At 63.8% G+C, this 18,239-nt stretch carries 20 protein-coding genes; 13 read left to right on the forward strand and 7 right to left on the reverse strand.

Annotated features, from left to right (window positions below; all coding sequences use genetic code 11):
• The first annotated feature begins 64 nt into the window (after positions 1 to 64).
• The 10 genes from ACTHJ1_RS14225 to ACTHJ1_RS14270 all read left to right on the forward strand — a co-directional run bounded on the left by ACTHJ1_RS14225 (position 65) and on the right by ACTHJ1_RS14270 (position 7,411).
• The gene (locus ACTHJ1_RS14225) at positions 65 to 556 is read left to right on the forward strand and encodes a low molecular weight protein-tyrosine-phosphatase (RefSeq protein ID WP_440193496.1); all 492 of its coding nucleotides are present in this window, start codon (positions 65 to 67) and stop codon (positions 554 to 556) included.
• 199 nt (positions 557 to 755) lie between these two features.
• Positions 756 to 1,295, forward strand: coding sequence for a Fe-S cluster assembly transcription factor (locus ACTHJ1_RS14230; protein WP_440193456.1), 540 nt, complete (start codon positions 756 to 758; stop codon positions 1,293 to 1,295).
• Positions 1,296 to 1,316: 21 nt separating this feature from the next.
• Positions 1,317 to 2,528 (forward strand): IscS subfamily cysteine desulfurase, encoded by a 1,212-nt coding sequence (locus ACTHJ1_RS14235; RefSeq protein ID WP_440193458.1) that lies wholly within the window; start codon positions 1,317 to 1,319, stop codon positions 2,526 to 2,528.
• Between the two features lie 96 nt (positions 2,529 to 2,624).
• Positions 2,625 to 3,038: a Fe-S cluster assembly scaffold IscU gene (gene iscU, locus ACTHJ1_RS14240; protein WP_440193460.1), complete on the forward strand. Its 414-nt coding sequence runs from the start codon at positions 2,625 to 2,627 to the stop codon at positions 3,036 to 3,038.
• A 1-nt stretch (position 3,039) separates the two neighbouring features.
• Positions 3,040 to 3,363, forward strand: a complete 324-nt coding sequence (gene iscA, locus ACTHJ1_RS14245) for an iron-sulfur cluster assembly protein IscA (protein WP_440193462.1) — start codon at positions 3,040 to 3,042, stop codon at positions 3,361 to 3,363.
• A gap of 7 nt (positions 3,364 to 3,370) precedes the next feature.
• Complete coding sequence (gene hscB, locus ACTHJ1_RS14250; protein WP_440193464.1) at positions 3,371 to 3,880, forward strand: Fe-S protein assembly co-chaperone HscB; 510 nt, start codon at positions 3,371 to 3,373, stop codon at positions 3,878 to 3,880.
• Positions 3,881 to 4,001: 121 nt separating this feature from the next.
• Positions 4,002 to 5,867, forward strand: a complete 1,866-nt coding sequence (gene hscA, locus ACTHJ1_RS14255) for a Fe-S protein assembly chaperone HscA (protein WP_440193466.1) — start codon at positions 4,002 to 4,004, stop codon at positions 5,865 to 5,867.
• A 57-nt stretch (positions 5,868 to 5,924) separates the two neighbouring features.
• Positions 5,925 to 6,266 (forward strand): ISC system 2Fe-2S type ferredoxin, encoded by a 342-nt coding sequence (fdx, locus tag ACTHJ1_RS14260; protein ID WP_440193468.1) that lies wholly within the window; start codon positions 5,925 to 5,927, stop codon positions 6,264 to 6,266.
• The gene (gene iscX / locus ACTHJ1_RS14265) at positions 6,266 to 6,460 is read left to right on the forward strand and encodes a Fe-S cluster assembly protein IscX (RefSeq protein ID WP_440193470.1); all 195 of its coding nucleotides are present in this window, start codon (positions 6,266 to 6,268) and stop codon (positions 6,458 to 6,460) included. The genes fdx and iscX overlap by 1 nt, the downstream gene beginning before the upstream one ends.
• 63 nt (positions 6,461 to 6,523) lie before the next feature.
• Entirely contained in the window at positions 6,524 to 7,411 is an 888-nt protein-coding gene (locus ACTHJ1_RS14270; protein ID WP_440193472.1) for a methylglyoxal synthase, read from the forward strand.
• A gap of 12 nt (positions 7,412 to 7,423) precedes the next feature.
• Here ACTHJ1_RS14270 and ACTHJ1_RS14275 read toward each other — a convergent pair whose 3' ends face one another.
• Complete coding sequence (locus ACTHJ1_RS14275; protein ID WP_440193474.1) at positions 7,424 to 8,551, reverse strand: NAD(P)/FAD-dependent oxidoreductase; 1,128 nt, start codon at positions 8,549 to 8,551, stop codon at positions 7,424 to 7,426.
• Between the two features lie 233 nt (positions 8,552 to 8,784).
• Between ACTHJ1_RS14275 and ACTHJ1_RS14280 the strand changes: the two genes are divergently transcribed.
• Both ACTHJ1_RS14280 and ACTHJ1_RS14285 read left to right on the forward strand, forming a co-directional pair.
• On the forward strand, positions 8,785 to 9,600 hold the full coding sequence (locus ACTHJ1_RS14280) for an alpha/beta fold hydrolase (RefSeq protein ID WP_440193476.1): 816 nt from the start codon (positions 8,785 to 8,787) through the stop codon (positions 9,598 to 9,600).
• On the forward strand, positions 9,597 to 10,430 hold the full coding sequence (locus tag ACTHJ1_RS14285; protein ID WP_440193478.1) for a helix-turn-helix domain-containing protein: 834 nt from the start codon (positions 9,597 to 9,599) through the stop codon (positions 10,428 to 10,430). The genes ACTHJ1_RS14280 and ACTHJ1_RS14285 overlap by 4 nt, the downstream gene beginning before the upstream one ends.
• Here ACTHJ1_RS14285 and lysS read toward each other — a convergent pair.
• From lysS to prfB, 3 genes are all read right to left on the reverse strand, one after another.
• On the reverse strand, positions 10,396 to 11,934 hold the full coding sequence (gene lysS, locus ACTHJ1_RS14290) for a lysine--tRNA ligase (RefSeq protein WP_440193480.1): 1,539 nt from the start codon (positions 11,932 to 11,934) through the stop codon (positions 10,396 to 10,398). The two genes, ACTHJ1_RS14285 and lysS, sit on opposite strands and share 35 nt — an antisense overlap.
• A 9-nt stretch (positions 11,935 to 11,943) precedes the next feature.
• Positions 11,944 to 12,699: an SDR family oxidoreductase gene (locus ACTHJ1_RS14295; RefSeq protein WP_440193482.1), complete on the reverse strand. Its 756-nt coding sequence runs from the start codon at positions 12,697 to 12,699 to the stop codon at positions 11,944 to 11,946.
• A 19-nt stretch (positions 12,700 to 12,718) separates the two neighbouring features.
• A protein-coding gene (gene prfB / locus ACTHJ1_RS14300; protein ID WP_440193484.1) for a peptide chain release factor 2 occupies positions 12,719 to 13,823 on the reverse strand; the annotation gives its coding sequence in 2 pieces (ribosomal slippage) (positions 12,719 to 13,741 and positions 13,743 to 13,823; 1,104 coding nt in all).
• Between the two features lie 132 nt (positions 13,824 to 13,955).
• Here prfB and ACTHJ1_RS14305 point away from each other — a divergent pair.
• Positions 13,956 to 15,254 (forward strand): MFS transporter, encoded by a 1,299-nt coding sequence (locus ACTHJ1_RS14305; protein WP_440193486.1) that lies wholly within the window; start codon positions 13,956 to 13,958, stop codon positions 15,252 to 15,254.
• A gap of 87 nt (positions 15,255 to 15,341) precedes the next feature.
• On the opposite strand, the gene efeB is transcribed toward ACTHJ1_RS14305, so the two are convergent.
• The 3 genes from efeB to ACTHJ1_RS14320 all read right to left on the reverse strand — a co-directional run.
• A complete protein-coding gene (gene efeB / locus ACTHJ1_RS14310; protein ID WP_440193488.1) occupies positions 15,342 to 16,622 on the reverse strand; it encodes an iron uptake transporter deferrochelatase/peroxidase subunit in 1,281 nt (426 codons plus the stop codon).
• A complete protein-coding gene (locus ACTHJ1_RS14315; RefSeq protein ID WP_440193490.1) occupies positions 16,619 to 17,776 on the reverse strand; it encodes a hypothetical protein in 1,158 nt (385 codons plus the stop codon). Before ACTHJ1_RS14315 ends, efeB begins: the two co-directional genes overlap by 4 nt.
• 14 nt (positions 17,777 to 17,790) lie before the next feature.
• The coding region (locus ACTHJ1_RS14320) for a carbohydrate porin (RefSeq protein ID WP_440193492.1) at positions 17,791 to 18,239 on the reverse strand (449 nt) is incomplete at its 5' end.

Here is an 18,239-nt window from a genome sequence, read left to right on the forward strand (position 1 = left end):
GCCTTTCTTGTGCATTTGCAAAAAAAGCTTGCCTTATTTCGGGTTTTCCCTCACACTTTTACCTATCATGACCAAAGTTCTTTTCGTCTGCATGGGCAACATCTGCCGCTCGCCGAGCGCAGAGGGTGTGTTCCGTCATCTGGTGAATGACGCCGGCCTGGGCGATGTCGTGGACATCGACTCCGCTGGTACGCATTCTTATCACATCGGCGAGGCGCCGGACGCCCGCGCTCTGGCGGCCGCCCGCAAGCGCGGTTACGACATCACGCACTGCGAAGCCCGCCAAGTCACGGCGGACGACTTCCGCACGTTCGACCTCATCCTGGCGATGGACTGGGACAACCTTTCGGCATTGCAGCAACAATGTCCCAAGGCTTACCAGCACAAGCTGATGCTGCTGATGCGCTTCGCCAACGAGTTCGAAGAAGCCACCGTGCCCGATCCGTACTACGGCGGCCCCGAAGGCTTCGGCAAAGTACTCGACTATCTGGAAGACGCTTGCCAGGGCGTGCTGGAACTGGTGCGCAAGCGCGCAACGCAATACCAGGCTGCCTGAGCCGGGCTGTCTCGCAAAAACCGCGCTCAGGCGCGGTTTTTTGTTGGGCCGGCATTCCCTGAAGATGAGAATTGTTCTCAATTTCTGCGATTCGGGTGATAAAAGCGATTAACCCTACGGCATGTGCGGATTGGTCTAGTAAATTACTCGGGAATTTAGTAAACTTGAGGCAATTACTCAGGTATTGAGGAAAGCCATCATGCGTCTTACCACCAAAGGGCGTTTCGCCGTAACGGCCATGATCGATCTCGCGATGCGGCAACACAGCGGGCCGGTCACCCTGGCAGCCATCAGCCAACGCCAGAATATTTCTCTGTCTTATCTAGAACAGCTCTTCGGCAAATTGCGCCGCCATGAGCTGGTCGATAGCGTGCGCGGCCCTGGGGGAGGGTATTCCCTGGCTCGTCTGGCGCGCAATATCACCGTCGCCGACATCATCTTCGCCGTCGACGAGCCGCTTGATGCCACCAGCTGCGGCGGCAAGCACGATTGCACCAGCGGTCTGGACGGCATGAACGGCCTGAACGGCAAGTGCATGACCCACGAACTGTGGACCACGCTCAATCAGAAAATGGTCGATTACCTCGACTCCGTTTCGCTGCAAGATCTGGTCGATCAGCAGCGCGTACGTCAGCTGCAGCGCGCCGCTCAGGCGCAAGGCGCCGCGATGCCCGTGCTGCGTCCGGCCAGCGCGCCCAGCAGCGAGACGCCGGCGCTCGAGACCAACGCCGCCCTATAAGCTACAGGAGTCCCACGCATCATGAGCAATCTCCCGATTTATTTGGACAACTCGGCTACTACGCCGGTCGACCCTCGAGTGGTCGACGCAATGGTGCCGTGGCTGTACGAGCATTTCGGCAATCCGGCCTCGCGTAGTCATGCCTTCGGCTGGGAGGCCGAAGAGGCCGTGGAAAACGCCCGTGCCGAAGTGGCCAAACTGGTCAACGCCGATCCCCGCGAAATCGTCTGGACGTCCGGCGCCACCGAGTCCGACAATCTTGCCATCAAGGGGGCGGCCAACTTCTATGCCGAACGCGGCAAGCACATCATTACGGTCAAGACCGAGCACAAAGCGGTGCTGGACACCTGCCGCGAGCTCGAGCGGCAGGGCTTCGAGGTCACCTACCTCGACGTGCGCGAGGACGGCCTGATCGATCTGGATGTCTTCAAGGCCGCGTTGCGCCCGGACACCACGGTGGTGTCGGTAATGATGGTAAACAATGAAATCGGCGTGGTGCAGGACGTCGAGACCATCGGCGAGATCTGCCGTGAGAAGGGCATCATTTTCCATGTCGACGCGGCCCAGGCTACCGGCAAGGTCGTGATCGATCTGCAAAAGCTCAAGATCGATCTGATGTCGTTCTCGGCCCACAAGACTTACGGCCCCAAAGGCATCGGCGCGCTCTATGTGCGGCGCAAGCCGCGTGTGCGCATCGAGGCGCAGATGCACGGCGGCGGTCACGAGCGGGGTTTCCGCTCGGGTACGCTGGCCACGCACCAGATCGTCGGCATGGGCGAGGCCTTCCGTCTGGCCCGTGAAGAAATGGGCACCGAAAACGAGCGCATCCGCATGCTGCGCGACCGTCTCTATAAAGGCCTGACGCAGATCGAAGAAACCTACGTCAACGGCAGCATGGAGCACCGCGTGCCGCACAACCTGAACGTCAGCTTCAATTATGTGGAAGGCGAATCTCTGATCATGGCGATCAAGGAGCTGGCCGTCTCCAGCGGTTCGGCCTGCACCTCGGCCAGCCTGGAGCCGTCTTATGTGCTGCGCGCCCTGGGTCGCAACGACGAGCTGGCGCACAGCTCCATCCGTTTCACCATCGGCCGCTTTACCACCGAGCAGGAAATCGACTTCGCCGTCGACCTGATCAAGCGCCGCGTGGGCAAGCTGCGCGATATGTCGCCGCTCTGGGAAATGGCCAAGGACGGCATCGATTTGAATTCGGTTCAGTGGGCTGCGCATTGACGCTGCGCGTTGACGGGCAACCCTACGGGGAAGGTTGACAACCACCCTAACTCCCGCCCCGAAGGCGGGGGATGAAAAACCAGCAGGAGAGTCAAAATGGCTTACAGCGAAAAAGTTCTAGATCACTACGAAAACCCCCGCAATGTCGGCTCCTTCGACAAGGGCGACGAGTCGGTCGGCACCGGCATGGTCGGCGCGCCGGCCTGCGGCGACGTCATGAAACTGCAGATCAAGGTGGGCGCCGACGGCCTCATCGAAGACGCGCGCTTCAAGACCTACGGCTGCGGCTCGGCCATCGCGTCCAGCTCGCTGGTCACCGAATGGGTCAAAGGCAAGACGCTGGATCAGGCCCTCACCATTCGCAATACGCAGATCGCCGAGGAGCTGGCTCTGCCGCCGGTGAAGATCCACTGTTCCATCCTGGCCGAGGACGCCATCAAGGCGGCCGTCAACGACTATCGCGCCAAGCATGGCGAAGCCGTGGAAACCGACGCCGTTGCGGCACAGTGACATGTCCATCACCTTGACCCAACAAGCGGCCAATCACGTGACCCGCTACCTGACCAAGCGCGGCAAGGGCGTGGGCTTGCGCCTGGGTGTGCGCACCACGGGCTGTTCGGGCATGGCCTACAAGCTGGAATACGTCGACGAACCCGATCCGGCCGATCTGGTGTTCGAGAATTTCGGCGTCAAGGTTTTCGTCGATCCCAAGAGTCTGTCGTACATCGACGGCACCGAGCTTGATTACGCGCGTGAAGGCTTGAACGAAGGCTTCAAATTCCGCAACCCAAACGAAAAAGCGACCTGCGGCTGCGGCGAGTCGTTCACGGTGTAGGGCTGTCGTGGCGGTGGACGATTACTTCAGCCTGTTCGGGCTGCCTGCGCGGTTCGGACTGGACGAAGAGGCACTGGAGCGTGCCTGGCGCGAGGTTGCGGCGCAAGTACATCCCGATCGCTATGCCACGGCCAGTGCAGTGGAGCGGCGCGTGGCCATGCAATGGGCGGCGCGGGCCAACGAGGCTTACAGGCATTTGCGCGATCCGCTCTTGCGCGCCCGGTACCTGTGCGAGCAGGCCGGTGTGGACTTGCAGACCGAGAGCAATACGGCCATGGCGCCGGCTTTCCTGATGCAGCAGATGGAGTGGCGCGAGATGCTCGACGACGCGCGTCGCGACGCCACAACCGCAGCGGCGCTGCGCGCCGAGCTCGAGGCGGCGCAGGCCGGGATGCGCAAGCAAATATGCGAGCTGCTCGATGGCCGGCGCGACTATGCGGCGGCCGCCGCGCGGGTGCGTGAGTGGTTATTCATCGACAAGATCGAGCAAGAGCTGGCCGCCCTGCGGCCGGTTTAGTGGCGGGCCCCGATCGCGGCTTGCCCTGAAACCTAGAAGAAACATATGCCCCCACGTTCACTACGTTTACTGTCCCCCAAGAGGGCTTCAGCCTCCTTCGGGCGGCCGCGCAGAGGCTGACATGGCTTTATTGCAGATATCAGAACCCGGCGAATCGCCCGCACCGCATCAGCGTCGGCTGGCGGTGGGCATAGACCTGGGCACGACCAACTCCCTGGTTGCCGCGGTGCGCAGCAGTGTGGCCGAGGTGCTGCCTGATGACCAAGGGCGGGGGTTGCTGCCTTCGATCGTGCAGTATCTGCCCGATGGGCGAGCGCCCACGGGCTATGAGGCCCAGGCCCAACAGACCGTCGATTCGCGCAACACTATCGTGTCGGTCAAGCGCTTCATGGGCCGCTCGCTGGCCGAGGCGCAGGCCAGCGGCGCGCCGTACGAGTTCGTCGATGCGCCTGGCATGGTTCGGCTGCGCACGGTGCAGGGCGACTTGAGCCCGGTGGAAGTGTCGGCACAGATCCTGGCGGTGCTGCGCCAGCGGGCCGAGGACGTGCTGGGCGACGACCTCGTCGGCGCGGTGATTACCGTGCCGGCCTATTTCGACGACGCGCAGCGTCAAGCCACCCGCGACGCCGCGCGTCTGGCGGGTCTGAACGTGCTGCGGCTGCTGAACGAACCGACCGCGGCGGCGATCGCCTATGGCCTGGACAATGCGGCCGAGGGTGTTTACGCGGTCTACGACCTGGGTGGCGGCACGTTCGACATTTCGATCCTGCGCCTGTCGCGCGGGGTGTTCGAAGTGATCGCCACGGGCGGCGACACGGCGCTGGGCGGTGATGATTTCGACGCTGTGATCGTCGAGCGCGTATTGGCCGGTCTGCCGGACGGGCACGATCTTACGCCGGGAGACCGGCGCGCCTTGATGGTGACCGCCCGTGCCGTACGCGAAGCCCTGAGCGACCAGGAAACGGCGCGCTACGTCTTGATGCTGGCCGATGGTCGCGAGCTGGCGCGCGACATCACTCGTGCTGAATTCGAGGCCTGGGCCCAACCGCTGGTCGAACGCACGCTGGACAGTGCGCGCAATGCGCTGCGCGATGCCAGGCTGGCGGCCCCCGACGTTCGCGGCGTGGTCATGGTTGGCGGCTCGACCCGCATGCCGCTGGTGCGCCGCGCGGTGGGCGAGCTGTTTGGCACCGAGCCGCTGGTGGATCTGAATCCCGATGAGGTCGTCGCGCTGGGCGCTGCGCTGCAGGCCAATCTGCTGGCCGGCAACCGCGCGCCGGGCGAAGACTGGCTGCTGCTGGACGTGACCCCGCTGTCGCTGGGACTGGAAACCATGGGAGGCCTGGTCGAGCGCGTTATCCCGCGCAACAGCACCATTCCCGTGGCCCGAGCACAGGAATTCACCACATTCAAGGACGGCCAGACCGCGATGAGCGTGCACGTGGTGCAGGGCGAACGCGAGCTGGTGTCCGACTGCCGATCGCTGGCGCGCTTCGAACTGCGCGGCATTCCGCCCATGGTGGCGGGCGCGGCGCGCATCCGGGTAACCTTCCAGGTAGACGCCGATGGCCTGTTGAGCGTGACGGCGCGCGAACAAAGTACGGGTGTCGAAGCCGCTGTGACCGTCAAGCCGTCGTACGGTCTATCCGACGAGGAAATCGCCCGCATGCTGTCCGACAGCGTGCGCGAGGCTGACAGCGACGCGCAGGCCCGCATGTTGCGCGAGCAGCAGGTCGAGGTCAGGCAGCTCGCCGAATCGGTTCGCGCGGCCCTGGTCAATGACTCCGATCTGCTGTCGGACCAAGAGCGCGCGACGGTCGACGCGGCGTTGCAAGGCGCAGACTCGGCGTTTGAAAGCGACGATGCGGAAACGGTGCGCGCCGCAGTGCAGGCCTTGTCTTCGGCCACCGAGGAGTTTGCCGCGCGGCGCATGGACCGCAGCATCCGCAAGGCGCTGGCCGGCCGCAAGCTCGACGAACTGGCCTGACCGAATCTGCCTCACGACGCGCAACCAACACAGCTCACAGCAAAACACATTGCAGCCATGCCCAGCCTGACCATCCTGCCTCACCCTGAACTCTGCCCCGACGGCGCGAAAATCGCCGATGTGCCGCAAGGCGTGTCGATCTGCCGCGTTCTGCTCGACAATCACATCGAGATCGAGCATGCCTGCGAGTTGTCGTGCGCCTGCACCACCTGCCATGTGATCGTGCGCCAGGGCTATGGATCTCTGGACGAGGCGACCGATTCGGAAGAGGATATGCTGGACAAGGCCTGGGGTCTGTCGCCCACCTCGCGCCTATCGTGCCAGGCCAAGATCGGCTCTCAGGATCTCACTATCGAGATTCCCAAATACACGATCAATCACGCCAAGGAAGATCACTGATGAAGTGGACCGACGTCTATGTAATCGTTGCCGCCTTGACTGACGCTCATCCCGAGGCCGACCCCAAAGCCCTGCGCTTTATCCAATTGCGCGATTGGGTGCTGGCTCTGCCGGGCTTTGACGACGATCCGGCGCATTGCGGCGAGAAAGTGCTCGAGGCTATTCAAATGGCCTGGATCGACGAGGCCGAATAAGTGCATTGAAGCGAGAAAGCCGGGATAATTCACCTTTTGCATCATTGCGCAAGGTTCCCGGTCATGCTGACTCCGCTTCGCTTCGGCCTTACGGCCAACCGCCTGCATCACGCGACGCCCGATGCCGCATTGTTTACCTGGCTACGCACCTGCTCGGCCACGATACGCGAGTTGGGCATCGAGCTGCATACCGTAGGCAGAGCCTATGACTCGATTCTGCGCGAGGGTATGCTGCAGGGCTACTCCGGACTGGTGCGCTATCCCTATGGGCGCGACGGCGGCCTGATGAAGGTCGTGGCTCGGGTGACGCCGCCACATGAGGGCCAGGAATCGCTCGACGGCGCCATCTACCTCATCGACCCGGTCGATCCGTCGTCGATTTTCCCGGAGCTGCTTGCCTTGAAGCGCCAGTGCATCGCGCATGGGCTGCCCTTTATTTCGACGCTGGCGGGCGCAATCGAGTGGATGGAGATCGAGCGGATGAGGGCGGGCCTGGCGCCGGATCCTCAGGTCGATTCCCTATTCGATTTCGGCGAGCAGACGATTGCCCTGATCGCCCACGATGCGCTCAAACGGGAAATGGTGGCATTCGCCGATCGTCATTTCGATCTGCTTTCGAGATTTACGCAGCGCGTGGCCACGGGCACGACCGGCGGGCTGCTCAACGAGCTGGCCTGGTCCAAGGGGTGGCCCCAGGGCGTACTCTGGGTGCAACGTTACTTGAGCGGTCCGCTGGGCGGTGACGCGCAAATTGCCGAGTTGGTTCTGGAACGGCGTTGTCGGCGGGTGATTTTCTTCGAGGATCCCCACGTGGCGCGCCAGCATGAGGCGGACATTCAGCTGCTGGAGCGCGCCGTGCGGGTAAAGACCGACTACGCGATGTGCGCGACCTCTCCCGAGGTGGCTCAGCGGTGGGCCATCGCCGTGGGCAAGCGCGCCAAGGCGTCGTAGTCGCGCGGGCCGTCAATCCAGGCGCTGCGGCCCCAGCGCTTCGGGCGTGAGTCCGTAGGCGGCAATGCGTGCGGGGATGGCCAGGCCGCGCACCAGCGCAGCGCAGGCCTCGCCCATGGCGGCCGACGTTTGTATGCCATAACCGCCTTGCGCTACCAGCCAGAAAAAACCCGGCGCGTCCTCTGCATAACCTCCGACCAGACCGCCGTCGGCCACGAACGAACGCAGGCCGGCCCAGGTGCGCGCGGGCCTGCGTATGCGCAGCGTGGTCATGGTCTGGATGCGGTCGATAGCGATGGCAATGTCCAGCTCTTCGGGCACCACGTCGTGCGGCGCAACCGGATCGGCATTGGCCGGTGACCCCAGCAGCATGCCGGCGTCGGGTTTTATGTACCAGTTTTCTTCCATGCCGATAACCAAGGGCCAGTCGCGTACGTCGACACCCTCGGGGGCAGCGAAGGTGAAGGCCGATCGGCGGCAGGGCGTAAGCCCCAGGGTCTTGACGCCAGCCAGGCTCGCTACGGCATCGCCCCACGCTCCGGCCGCATCGATGACCACCGGGGCGCTCCAGATCCGGTCTCCAGACGCGGCGTGCCACAGGCCGTCTCGGCGCTCCAGCGCCGAGACTTCGGCATTGCAGACGATCTCCCCGCCCGCCTTGCGTATGCCGCGCAGATAGCCTTGATGCAGCGCATGCACATCGATGTCGGAGGCGTCGGGCTCGTAGATGCCGCCGATCACGCGCTCCGGACGCAGGCAGGGTACTCGTGCGCAGACCTGCGCGGCATCGAACAGGCGCATGGTCTTGGATACCGTGCGCAGCGTCTCCCACGCTTGAGCCAGCTGAGCTTCCTGGCCCGGCTCGGCCACCACCATTGCACCGCGCGGCGAGAGCAGGGGTGTCTCGGAAAAACCTTCGGGCGGCGTTTCGAGAAAGGCGCGACTGGCCATGGTCAAGGCGCGCACCTGCGCGCAGCCGTAGCTTTCCATGAATAGCGCGGCGGATCGGCCGGTGGCGTGATAACCCGGCTGAGATTCGCGCTCGAGGAGCACGACGCGGCCATGCGGGGCCAGGCGATAGCCGACGGATGCCGCGGCAATGCCGGCGCCGATGACGAGAAAATCGATAGGCGGATTCATGTTCGATCCGAGGTCGTTGTCTATGGGCAGATAGTAATTTGCTTCGGGCGCGCGATCGAGTCACGCGCAAGCCTCCGCGGACCGCGGCCGTGATGATGAACGACGCTTTTCACCAGCAGAGACGGGTGCATGCCTTTACCTCACAGGTAATTGTTCCTGTGCGACGCGGCACCTAAGCTGCCGCCATACCGAAATTTTTCAACGCCTTTCAACGACCGACCGGAGATCGCACTATGCCGACATTCACTACCCACGACGGTGTCACGCTGGCTTATGAAGACTGGGGCCGCGGCAAGCCCATTCTATTCGTCCATTCCTGGGCACTGGATTCGCAGATGTGGGCGCCGCATATGCTGCACTTCAATGCCCGGGGCATGCGGTCCATCGCAATGGACCGCCGCGGCCACGGTCGCTCGGATCGGCCTGGAGGCGGCTACGACTACGACCGCCTCGCCGATGATCTCGCGCACCTGATCGAACACCTCGATCTGCGCCACGTGACACTGGTGGGCCACTCCATGGGCGCAGCCGAGTGCATCCGCCTGCTGACGCGTCACGGTAGCGGACGGATCGCGAGCGTGATCATGCTCGCTCCGAGCGGTCCGTGCTATCTGGACGCCGCCGGGCAGCGCTTGTCCGGCGCGGCGTTCGAGCCGGAGATCGCGGCCATGCACGACGATTTTCCGAATTGGCTGGCGGCCGGAGCGGACGACTTCTTCCTGCCCGACGAGACGGACACGTCCGACGGCACGATATGGCGGACCATCAGCATCATGCTGAATACATCGCTGCATGCCGCCACCGAGTGCTTCCGCACCCGGCTCGGCAGCGATCTGCGCGCCGAACTGCCCAACGTGGGCGTTCCCGCGCTGATCATCCATGGGCAGCGCGATGCGAGCGAGCCTGTCGCCGGCGGCCGCGCTATCGCCGATTCGATCCCGGGCGGCCGGATGCTAGAGTATCCCGACGCGCCGCACGGTCTGTATCACACCCACAGACATGCCTTGCTGCAGGACATGCAGGCCTTTATCCGGGATCACAACACATGAATTCGACAGCTGCTTCGCAGCGCACCGCGGGCGATCTGCTGCGTCAATGGCGCCGCCACCGCCGCCTGAGCCAACTCGACCTGGCCTGCGGCGCGGAAATCTCGGCGCGGCATCTGAGCTTCCTGGAATCTGGGCGCTCGCACCCCAGCCGCGACATGGTCATGCGCCTGGGCGAATATCTCGACATACCCTTGCGCGAGCGCAATCAGCTGCTGGTCGCTGCCGGCTTCGCGCCGATGTATCGCGAATGCGCGATCGAGGCGCCGGGGTTCGCGGCGGTGCTCGATTCGATCCGCCTGCTGCTCAGGGGCCTGGAGCACTATCCAGCCCTGGCGGTCGACCGGCATTGGAATCTGATCGAAAGCAATCAGGCTGCCCAGCGCCTGCTCGCCCAGCTTGCGCCGCAGTGGCTGAAACCGCCGATCAACGTGCTGCGCGCGAGCCTGCATCCCGAGGGGTTGGCGCCGCGCATTCGCAATCTGCCGGTGTGGCGCGCACATTTGCTGGAGCGCTTGCGCCGGCAGATCGACGCCACGCACGATCCGGTGCTGGCCGCGCTAGGGGAGGAATTGCGCGGCTACCCGGGCGGTATCGCGACGGGACACGATATCGCCGCCGACGGCGTGGCCGTACCCATGGAGCTCGAACTAGGCGGCACCGTCTTGTCGATGCTGAGCACGACGACGGTGTTCGGAGCGCCGATGGACATCACGCTTGCCGAATTGGCGCTGGAGGCCTTTGTGCCCGCCGACGAGGCGACGGCGCACGCCTTGCGCGAGATGGCGAGTGCGCCGCTCAGTCTTCTCGCCGCAAATGCGGAAACAGAATGACGTCGCGGATGCTGGGGCTGTCGGTAATCAGCATGATCAAGCGATCGATGCCCACGCCGCAGCCGCCGGTGGGCGGCATGCCGTATTCCAGCGCTCGGATGTAGTCGGTGTCGTAGTACATGGCCTCTTCGTCGCCGGCGTCCTTGGCCTCGACCTGGGCTCGAAAACGCGCGGCCTGATCTTCGGGGTCGTTCAGTTCGGAGAAGCCATTGGCGATCTCGCGGCCGGTGATGAACAGCTCGAAGCGTTCGGTGATACCGGGACGCGTGTCGGAGGCGCGGGCCAGAGGCGAAACTTCGATCGGGTAGTCGACGATGTAGGTGGGTTCCCACAGCTGCGATTCGGCGGTTTCTTCGAATAGTGCCAGTTGCAGGGCGCCCAGGCCGGCGCGCGACAGCACGGGGCCGTCGACGTCGGCGCCCAGCCTCTTCAATTCGGCGCGCACGAAGGCGTCATCGTCCAGTTGCTGCTGCGTGTACTGGTGGCCTTTCTCCGGGGCATGCTTGAGGATGGCTTCGCAGATGGTCAGGCGGTGGAAGGGCTTGGACAAGTCCAGCTCGCGGCCCTGGTACTGCAGCGTGCTGCTGCCGGTCGCGGCGACGGCGGCCTGGCGGATCAGCGCTTCGGTGAAGTCCATCTGCCAGCGGTAGTCCGCATAGGCCGCATAGAACTCCATCATCGTGAATTCGGGATTGTGCCGCGGGCTCACGCCTTCGTTGCGGAAGTTGCGGTTGATCTCGAATACGCGCTCGAAGCCGCCCACGATCAGGCGCTTCAGATACAGCTCGGGCGCGATGCGCATGAACATCTGCATATCCAGCGCGTTGTGGTGGGTGACGAAGGGCTTGGCCGCCGCGCCGCCGGGAATGGGGTGCAGCATGGGCGTCTCGACTTCCAGAAAGCCCGCGTCCAGCATGAACTGGCGGATGGCGCCCACGGCCTTGCTGCGCGCCATGAAGGTGCGGCGCGTCTCTTGGGTCATGATGAGATCGACGTAGCGCTGGCGGTAGCGCAGCTCCTGGTCGGCTACGCCGTGGAACTTGTCGGGCAGCGGGCGCAGCGACTTGGCCAGCAGACGTGCCGTGGTGGCGTGCACCGACAGTTCGCCCTTGTTGGTCTTGAAGACCGAACCTTCGATCGCGATCAGGTCGCCGATATCCCACTGCTTGAAGGCGGCATAGGGCTCTTCTCCCAGCGTGCCTTTGTCCAGATAGATCTGGATGCGGCCGCTGCCGTCCTGCAAGGTGGCGAAGCTGGCCTTGCCCATGACGCGCTTGAGCATCATGCGGCCGGCCACCTTCACCTGAATGCCGGCGGCCTGAAGGAATTCCTGATTCTGGTCGTCGTATTTGTCGTGAAGGATGGCGGCCTGTGCATCGGGCGCGAAATCGTTGGGGAAGGCGACACCCGCCTCGCGCAGCTTGGCCAGCTTGGCGCGGCGCTCGGCGATCAGGCGGTTCTCGTCTTGCTGCGCGTCTTGCGGGGCGATCGTTTGTTCGGTCATGTCGGAGGCTTACTTGTAATTGCGAATATCGTCGATTTCGGTGGCGCCGAAATCGACGCGGCCCAGATAGTCGACCAGGCGCGCGGCCACGTCGGCCGGCTGCGCCAGCGCGCCGCTGGCCTTGAATTCCTGGAACTTGGACAGGGCGGGGAACTGCGTGGGGTCGCTTGCGCGGATGGTACCCTGCATGTCGGTGTCGACGATGCCGGGAGCCATGGACACGGCGCGCACGCCGCGCTCGCCTTGCTCTTGATTGAGCACGCGGGTGTACATGTCCAGCGCGGATTTGGTGGCGCAGTACACGCCCCAGCCTGCGGTGGGGTTGCGGCCCGCGCCCGACGAGATGTTCATCACGCGGCGCTCGGCGTCCAGGCCCGAGACGGCCTGCACGAAATGCGCGGTCAGCAGCATGACGGCGGTGACGTTCAGATTGAAGGCCTGGGCGATGGCGGGGCCGTCGGTCATGGCGGGCGCCGCCGCCACGGGATGAACGGTGCCGGCGTTATTGATCAGCAGATAGCGTTTGGCACCCGGCACGAGCAGGGCGGCCACGTGCTTGGCGGCCGCGTCGGCGGCGGCCAGATCGGACAAATCGACCTGGATCTGTTCCAGTTCGGCACCGACGCTCTTGGCCGCGGCGGCCAGGTCGGCGTCGGCGCGCCGGGCCAGGGTGATCAGCTTGACGCCAGGGGCCAGCAGGCTGCGCGCCAGCGCCGCGCCGATGCCGCGCGAAGCGCCGGTGACGACTGCAATCGTTTCGCTCATGTTCGTTTCCTTGAAATGGTCAGATGCCTTGCTTCAGGCTTTCCTGGATGAAGGGATCCAGGTCGCCGTCCAGCACTTTCTGCGTGTTGGAAATTTCGACGTTGGTGCGCAGATCCTTGATGCGGCTCTGGTCGAGCACGTAGGAGCGGATCTGGTGGCCCCAGCCCACGTCGGTCTTGGAGTCTTCCAGTTTCTGCTGCTCGGCCATGCGTTTGCGCATCTCCAGCTCGTACAGACGGGACTTGAGCATCTGCATCGCCTCGGCACGGTTGCGGTGCTGCGAGCGATCGTTCTGGCACTGCACGACGATGCCGGTGGGGTTGTGCGTGATGCGTACTGCCGAGTCGGTCTTGTTAATGTGCTGACCGCCCGCCCCGCTGGCGCGATAGGTGTCGATGCGCAGATCGGCCGGGTTGATCTCGATCTCGAAGGAATCGTCGATCTCGGGGTAGACGAAGACGCTGGCGAACGAGGTATGACGCCCGCCCGACGAGTCGAAAGGGCTCTTGCGCACCAGCCGGTGCACGCCGGTTTCGGTGCGCAGGTAGCCGAAGGCATACTCGCCCTCGATTTTGATGGTGGCCGACTTGATGCCGGCGATTTCACCGTCGGATTCTTCCATGAGCTCGGCCTTGAAGCCCTTGCGCTCGGCGTACTTGAGGTACTGGCGCAGCAACATGGAGGCCCAGTCCTGCGCCTCGGTGCCGCCGGCGCCGGCCTGGATGTCCAGGAAGCAGTTCAGGGGATCAGCCGGATTGGAGAACATGCGGCGATATTCCAGGCTCTCCAGGCGGGACTGAAAGCCGTTGGCGTCTTCGTCCACGGCCAGCATGGTGTCGTCGTCGGCATCGGAAGCAGCCAGTTCGAACAGTTCGCGGGCATCCGAAATGCCGACGCTCAACTCGCTCAGCGTGCCGACAATCTCTTCCAGGGATTTCTTTTCACGGCCCAGTTCCTGGGCGCGCTTGGGATCGTCCCAGACCTTGGGATCTTCCAGTTCGGCATTGACGACATGAAGACGCTCGGCTTTGGCGTCGTAGTCAAAGATACCCCCGTAGCGCGAGCTCGCGCTGCGCATAGTCGGCCAGCCGGCCGGCGATCTGATTCTGGCGTTCTGCTTCCATGGGGTTTTCCTGGTCTTTTTTACGATGCGAAACCTGCTATTTTACCGCGTTAGCTAAACGGCTACCGAAGTCCGGGCTTCGGCTCGCGGGCCTGTCGGGTCCCGGGGCAATTACACGATTACGGAGACATAAATGGATCAATCCATGCAAGGTATATCGAGCGCATCGAGTACCGAGGAAGACCGCATCTACGCCAAGGTAGGCTGGCGACTCATTCCCTTCCTGGTGCTGTGCTATCTGGTGTCGTATCTGGACCGGGTCAACGTGGGCTTTGCCAAGCTGCAAATGCTCAAAGACCTGGGCCTGAGTGACGCGATCTACGGTTTGGGCGCGGGTATCTTCTTCCTCGGGTACTTCATCTTCGAGGTTCCCAGCAACCTGATCCTGCACCGCGTAGGCGCCAAGGTCTGGATCGCCCGCATCATGATCACCTGGGGCATCATCTCCTCGGCCATGATGTTCACCAATTCGGCCACCACCTTCTACGTGCTGCGCTTTTTGCTGGGCGTGGCCGAGGCCGGTTTCTTCCCGGGCATCGTGCTCTACCTGACCTACTGGTATCCCAATGCCCGCCGCGGCCGCATGACCACGCTCTTCATGCTGGCCGTTCCGCTGTCGGGCCTGGTCGGCGGCCCCATTTCGGGCTGGATCATGTCTTCGGTATCCGGCCATGGCCTGGCCGGCTGGCAATGGCTGTACCTGCTGGAAGGCCTCCCCGCAATCGTCATCGGCATCATCGTGCTGTTCTACCTGGACGACCGCATCGAGAAGGCCCATTGGCTGACCGACAGCGAGAAAGCGGTCCTGACTCGCAATATCGAGGCGGAAGATCAGGCCAAGGAAGAGCCGTCCATCCTGGTCGCCATGAGCATGCCGCGCGTATGGGTCATGGCCTTCACCTACTTCGGTTTTGTCATGGGCCTGTACGGCGTCGGATTCTGGCTGCCCACCATCATCAAAAACGCCGGTGTGAGCAGCACGTTCGAGATTGGCATGCTGAGCGCGATACCGAACCTTTTCGCGATCATCGGCATGATCCTGATCGCGCGCAGCTCGGACCGCATGCGCGAGCGCCGCTGGCACCTGGCCATTCCTGCCGTCGTGGCGGCGCTGGGCCTGATCTGGTCGACGTCGGCCGGTAGTGTGACGGCGTCCATGATCGCGTTGACCATCGCCAACGTCGGCATCATCACCGTGTTGCCGCTGTTCTGGAGCCAGCCCACGGCCATCCTGAGCGGCGCTGCCGCCGCGGCCGGCATTGCGCTGATCAACTCGGTGGGCAACCTGGCCGGTTTCTTCAGCCCCTCTCTGGTAGGTTGGTTGAAGAGCGTCACAGGCTCGACCAACTCGGGCATGTACCTGCTGGCCGCCAGCCTGGTGGTCGGCGCGCTGCTGGCCCTGTCGCAGCCGGCCAAGTTGGTGAACAAGTAAGCCTTGCTTGTTAAAAAAGCGGCGCATCCTTGGCAGGATGCGCCGCTTTTTGTTTGGCGGCGTCAATCGGGGGCTCTGAAACTCGCGTCAAGCCTCGAACAATTGCGCCCCGATGTACGAATCCGGCTGCACGCCGGGCGGGCAAGCAAAGATGGCGCTGCCCACGTGCGTGGTGAACTGATTCATCATGTCGAACTTGGACAGCCTGTCGTTGATCGGAATGAAGCCCGTTCGCGGATCGCTCTGGTGCGCAATGAAAATCAGTCCGGCGTCGTATTCCGTTTCCTGGCGCCAGGGCGGCCAGCGTTCGATATAGAAGTCGGTGCCTTCGTTGTAGGAGTAGGCGCGGCGCAGGATCTGCGCGCCATTGTTCAGGGCCTGGTTCGATAACCTGACGTGGGAATTGTCGGGAATGAGCGAATTGCCGTCCTTGTCCGTCGCATCCAGATCGAGCGGATCCCTCTCGTGCTTGCCGCCCAGCGGCGCGCCGCTGTACTTGTGGCGGCCGATGACCGATTCCTGAAAGCCGCGCTCCATCCGGTCCCAATGCTCCAGCGTGATGCGGATGCGGCGCACAACCGTATAGGTGCCGCCACGCATCCACACCGGGCTTTGCTCGTCGGCCCAGACGAATTTTTTCATCTGGGCGGCGTCGTATATGGGAGGATTGTTGGTGCCGTCCTTGAAACCCATGAGATTGCGCGGTGTTTCGCCTTGGGGGGCGGATAGAAAACCTGCCTGCGCCCAACGCATCTGCGCGCGGCCGTAGGCGGCGCGGGCCAATTGGCGCACTGCGTGGAAAACGACCTGGGCATCATTGGCGCAACCTTGAATGAACAGGTCTCCGCCGGTCTTGGCGGGCAGCAACTGATCGCCATTGAAGCGCGGCAGGTCGACGAGCTGAGGCGGCCTGTGCCTGGCCAGGCCGTAGCGATCCTTGCCGTCGCTTCGGGTGAACATGTCGGGCCCGAAGCCGAAGGTGAGGGTGAGATTGGCGGCGCCCAGGCCGAGTGCTTCGCCCGAGTCCGCTGCGGGCTTGTCGTCGGTCTCCTTCAAGGCGGCGGCCGGTTCGCCGCGTGTCAGGCGGGCCGCCATGGTAGTCCAGGTCTTGAGCAGAGCGATGACGTCTTCGCGCTTGTCGGTCGTCAAGTCCAGGGCCGCGACGTAAGCGTGGCTTTGCTGGGGCGTGACTATGCCCCCTTGATGTTCGCCGTAAAAAGGCTCGACGCGCCGGGCAGAGGCCTCGACCGCTTCATGTGCCTGGACGGCGGAGCCCAGCGCGCCGGCCGAGATCGCCGCCGCGCCGCCGGCTTTCAGGAAACTGCGGCGCGCAGGACGGCGGGGGGCCTCGCCGTGGTTGCCGCTCATTTGGCCAGCACCAGCGTGTTCACGTCGTCTGCGACGTAGTAGAAGCCGTCGCGCTCGGGCGTCATGGCGATGCCGAACAGGTCGCCGCTGCCCGGAGGCGTCTGGGCTCTGTCTACGTTGATCCAACGGGCATAGAGCTGCTTTCCGGTCTCGGGATCGATTTCGACCACCTGGCCATTAAGCGCGTTGGTCACGAGCAGGTGCCCGTCGGGCGGCATGGTCATGGCCAGGGGCCGATGCAGTAGCCCGTCCTTGGTCAGTGTGCGGCCCATGCCTGCGCTGTCGCTGCGCGTGAGCGGATCGTCGATGACGTTGACGCTGTCGCTGATCGCGTCCGAAACGTAGAGCTTTTTCCGGTCCGGCGAGAGCGCCAGGCCGGTCGGGCCGATCAGGAACACGCCCTTGTCGGCTTGCGCGCCGAAGCCGCTGCCGATGACGGACTGCTGCTTGACGACGGGGGGCTGCCCGGCCGGGATGTCCAGATCCAGGCGCAGCACGGTGGCCTGCTTGACGACGGGCGGCTCGCCCTTGGCCGAGCCGATGCCGAAGCCGGCGTTGCTGAGAAAGAGCGTCGCGCTGGCGCCGTTGTCGACCACGGCCATGTTGCCCCAGGGGTCGTTGATGTTGGGATTGCTGATGACCGAATTCACCTTGCCGCTGGAGTCGAGCACGACCAGGCAGCCCGCGCCCTTGGTGTCGGTGGTGCCGTCGTTGCTAGGCGTGCTGCCGACGATCACCCAGCCGGACTTGAGCATCACCATGGCCGTGGACAGACCGATGCCGCCGGGGCAGCCCTTGAGCTCGCGCGGGATGGTGGCGAACAGCGTCATCTTCTTGGTATCGGGGTGGTAGTCGACGATGGTGCTGCCCGTGCCTTGCAGGTTGGCCGAGTTGTTGAAATTGTCCACCAGCACGTCGTCCTTCTTGACGGTGCCCGCCGAGACCGGCGCCACGAAGATGGCGTAGGGGTTCTGGTCGCCGTTGTCGGGAACCGTGTTGATCAGCGTGGTGTTGTGGTGCAGGGTTTCGAGAAAGCCTTGCGGCGCGGCATGGGCGGCGCCTGCGGCGGCGGTCAGGCCCAGGAGCAGGGCGGTCGCGGCCAGCCTGCCGCCGTGGGTTCGATGGGCGATGGAGAAAGAGAAAGGATTCTTCATGAAAGAGGCTCAGCTTAGAACGTGATGTTGGTGCGCACGCCGACTACGAAGGTGTTGCGCAGGGATTGCAGCGGATTGTTCGGGTTCTGGCCCGCGCCAGGATGAATCGTGTATTGAAAGTCGGGCTGGATCTGCCACCACGGCGTGACCTGGTACTGGTAGGTCAGTTCCAACGCGGTTTCGCTGCTGCGCACGGTGTTGCCGCTGTCCTGGTCGTAGCCGATGGCATGGCTGCCGACGCGGATATAGCTCAGGCCTATGCCCAGGCTGTCGTCGTCGCGGCCGGCGAAGGGTTTTTTCAGCACCAGCCCGGTGTTGGCGGACCAGCTGACCAGGTTGCGGTCGCCCGGCGAGCCCATGATGCGGGCAAAGACGTTGAGCGCGCGGGAGTCCTCGGGGTCGGGCTGCCAGATCGTCTGATCGGCCACGGCGTAGATGCTGTAGTTGCCGCGATGCTGCTGCG

Source organism: Bordetella sp., from assembly GCF_051960075.1.
In the GTDB taxonomy this organism is placed as follows: Bacteria; Pseudomonadota; Gammaproteobacteria; order Burkholderiales; family Burkholderiaceae_B; genus Bordetella.

Coding starts and splice junctions, on each gene's coding strand:
- ACTHJ1_RS14230 (WP_440193456.1), top strand. CDS start 756: ATGCGTCTTACCACCAAAGGGCGTTTCGCCGTAACGGCCATGATCGAT.
- ACTHJ1_RS14235 (WP_440193458.1), top strand. CDS start 1,317: ATGAGCAATCTCCCGATTTATTTGGACAACTCGGCTACTACGCCGGTC.
- iscU (WP_440193460.1), top strand. CDS start 2,625: ATGGCTTACAGCGAAAAAGTTCTAGATCACTACGAAAACCCCCGCAAT.
- iscA (WP_440193462.1), top strand. CDS start 3,040: ATGTCCATCACCTTGACCCAACAAGCGGCCAATCACGTGACCCGCTAC.
- hscA (WP_440193466.1), top strand. CDS start 4,002: ATGGCTTTATTGCAGATATCAGAACCCGGCGAATCGCCCGCACCGCAT.
- fdx (WP_440193468.1), top strand. CDS start 5,925: ATGCCCAGCCTGACCATCCTGCCTCACCCTGAACTCTGCCCCGACGGC.
- iscX (WP_440193470.1), top strand. CDS start 6,266: ATGAAGTGGACCGACGTCTATGTAATCGTTGCCGCCTTGACTGACGCT.
- ACTHJ1_RS14270 (WP_440193472.1), top strand. CDS start 6,524: ATGCTGACTCCGCTTCGCTTCGGCCTTACGGCCAACCGCCTGCATCAC.
- ACTHJ1_RS14275 (WP_440193474.1), bottom strand. CDS start 8,551: ATGAATCCGCCTATCGATTTTCTCGTCATCGGCGCCGGCATTGCCGCG.
- ACTHJ1_RS14280 (WP_440193476.1), top strand. CDS start 8,785: ATGCCGACATTCACTACCCACGACGGTGTCACGCTGGCTTATGAAGAC.
- ACTHJ1_RS14285 (WP_440193478.1), top strand. CDS start 9,597: ATGAATTCGACAGCTGCTTCGCAGCGCACCGCGGGCGATCTGCTGCGT.
- lysS (WP_440193480.1), bottom strand. CDS start 11,934: ATGACCGAACAAACGATCGCCCCGCAAGACGCGCAGCAAGACGAGAAC.
- ACTHJ1_RS14295 (WP_440193482.1), bottom strand. CDS start 12,699: ATGAGCGAAACGATTGCAGTCGTCACCGGCGCTTCGCGCGGCATCGGC.
- ACTHJ1_RS14305 (WP_440193486.1), top strand. CDS start 13,956: ATGGATCAATCCATGCAAGGTATATCGAGCGCATCGAGTACCGAGGAA.
- efeB (WP_440193488.1), bottom strand. CDS start 16,622: ATGAGCGGCAACCACGGCGAGGCCCCCCGCCGTCCTGCGCGCCGCAGT.
- ACTHJ1_RS14315 (WP_440193490.1), bottom strand. CDS start 17,776: ATGAAGAATCCTTTCTCTTTCTCCATCGCCCATCGAACCCACGGCGGC.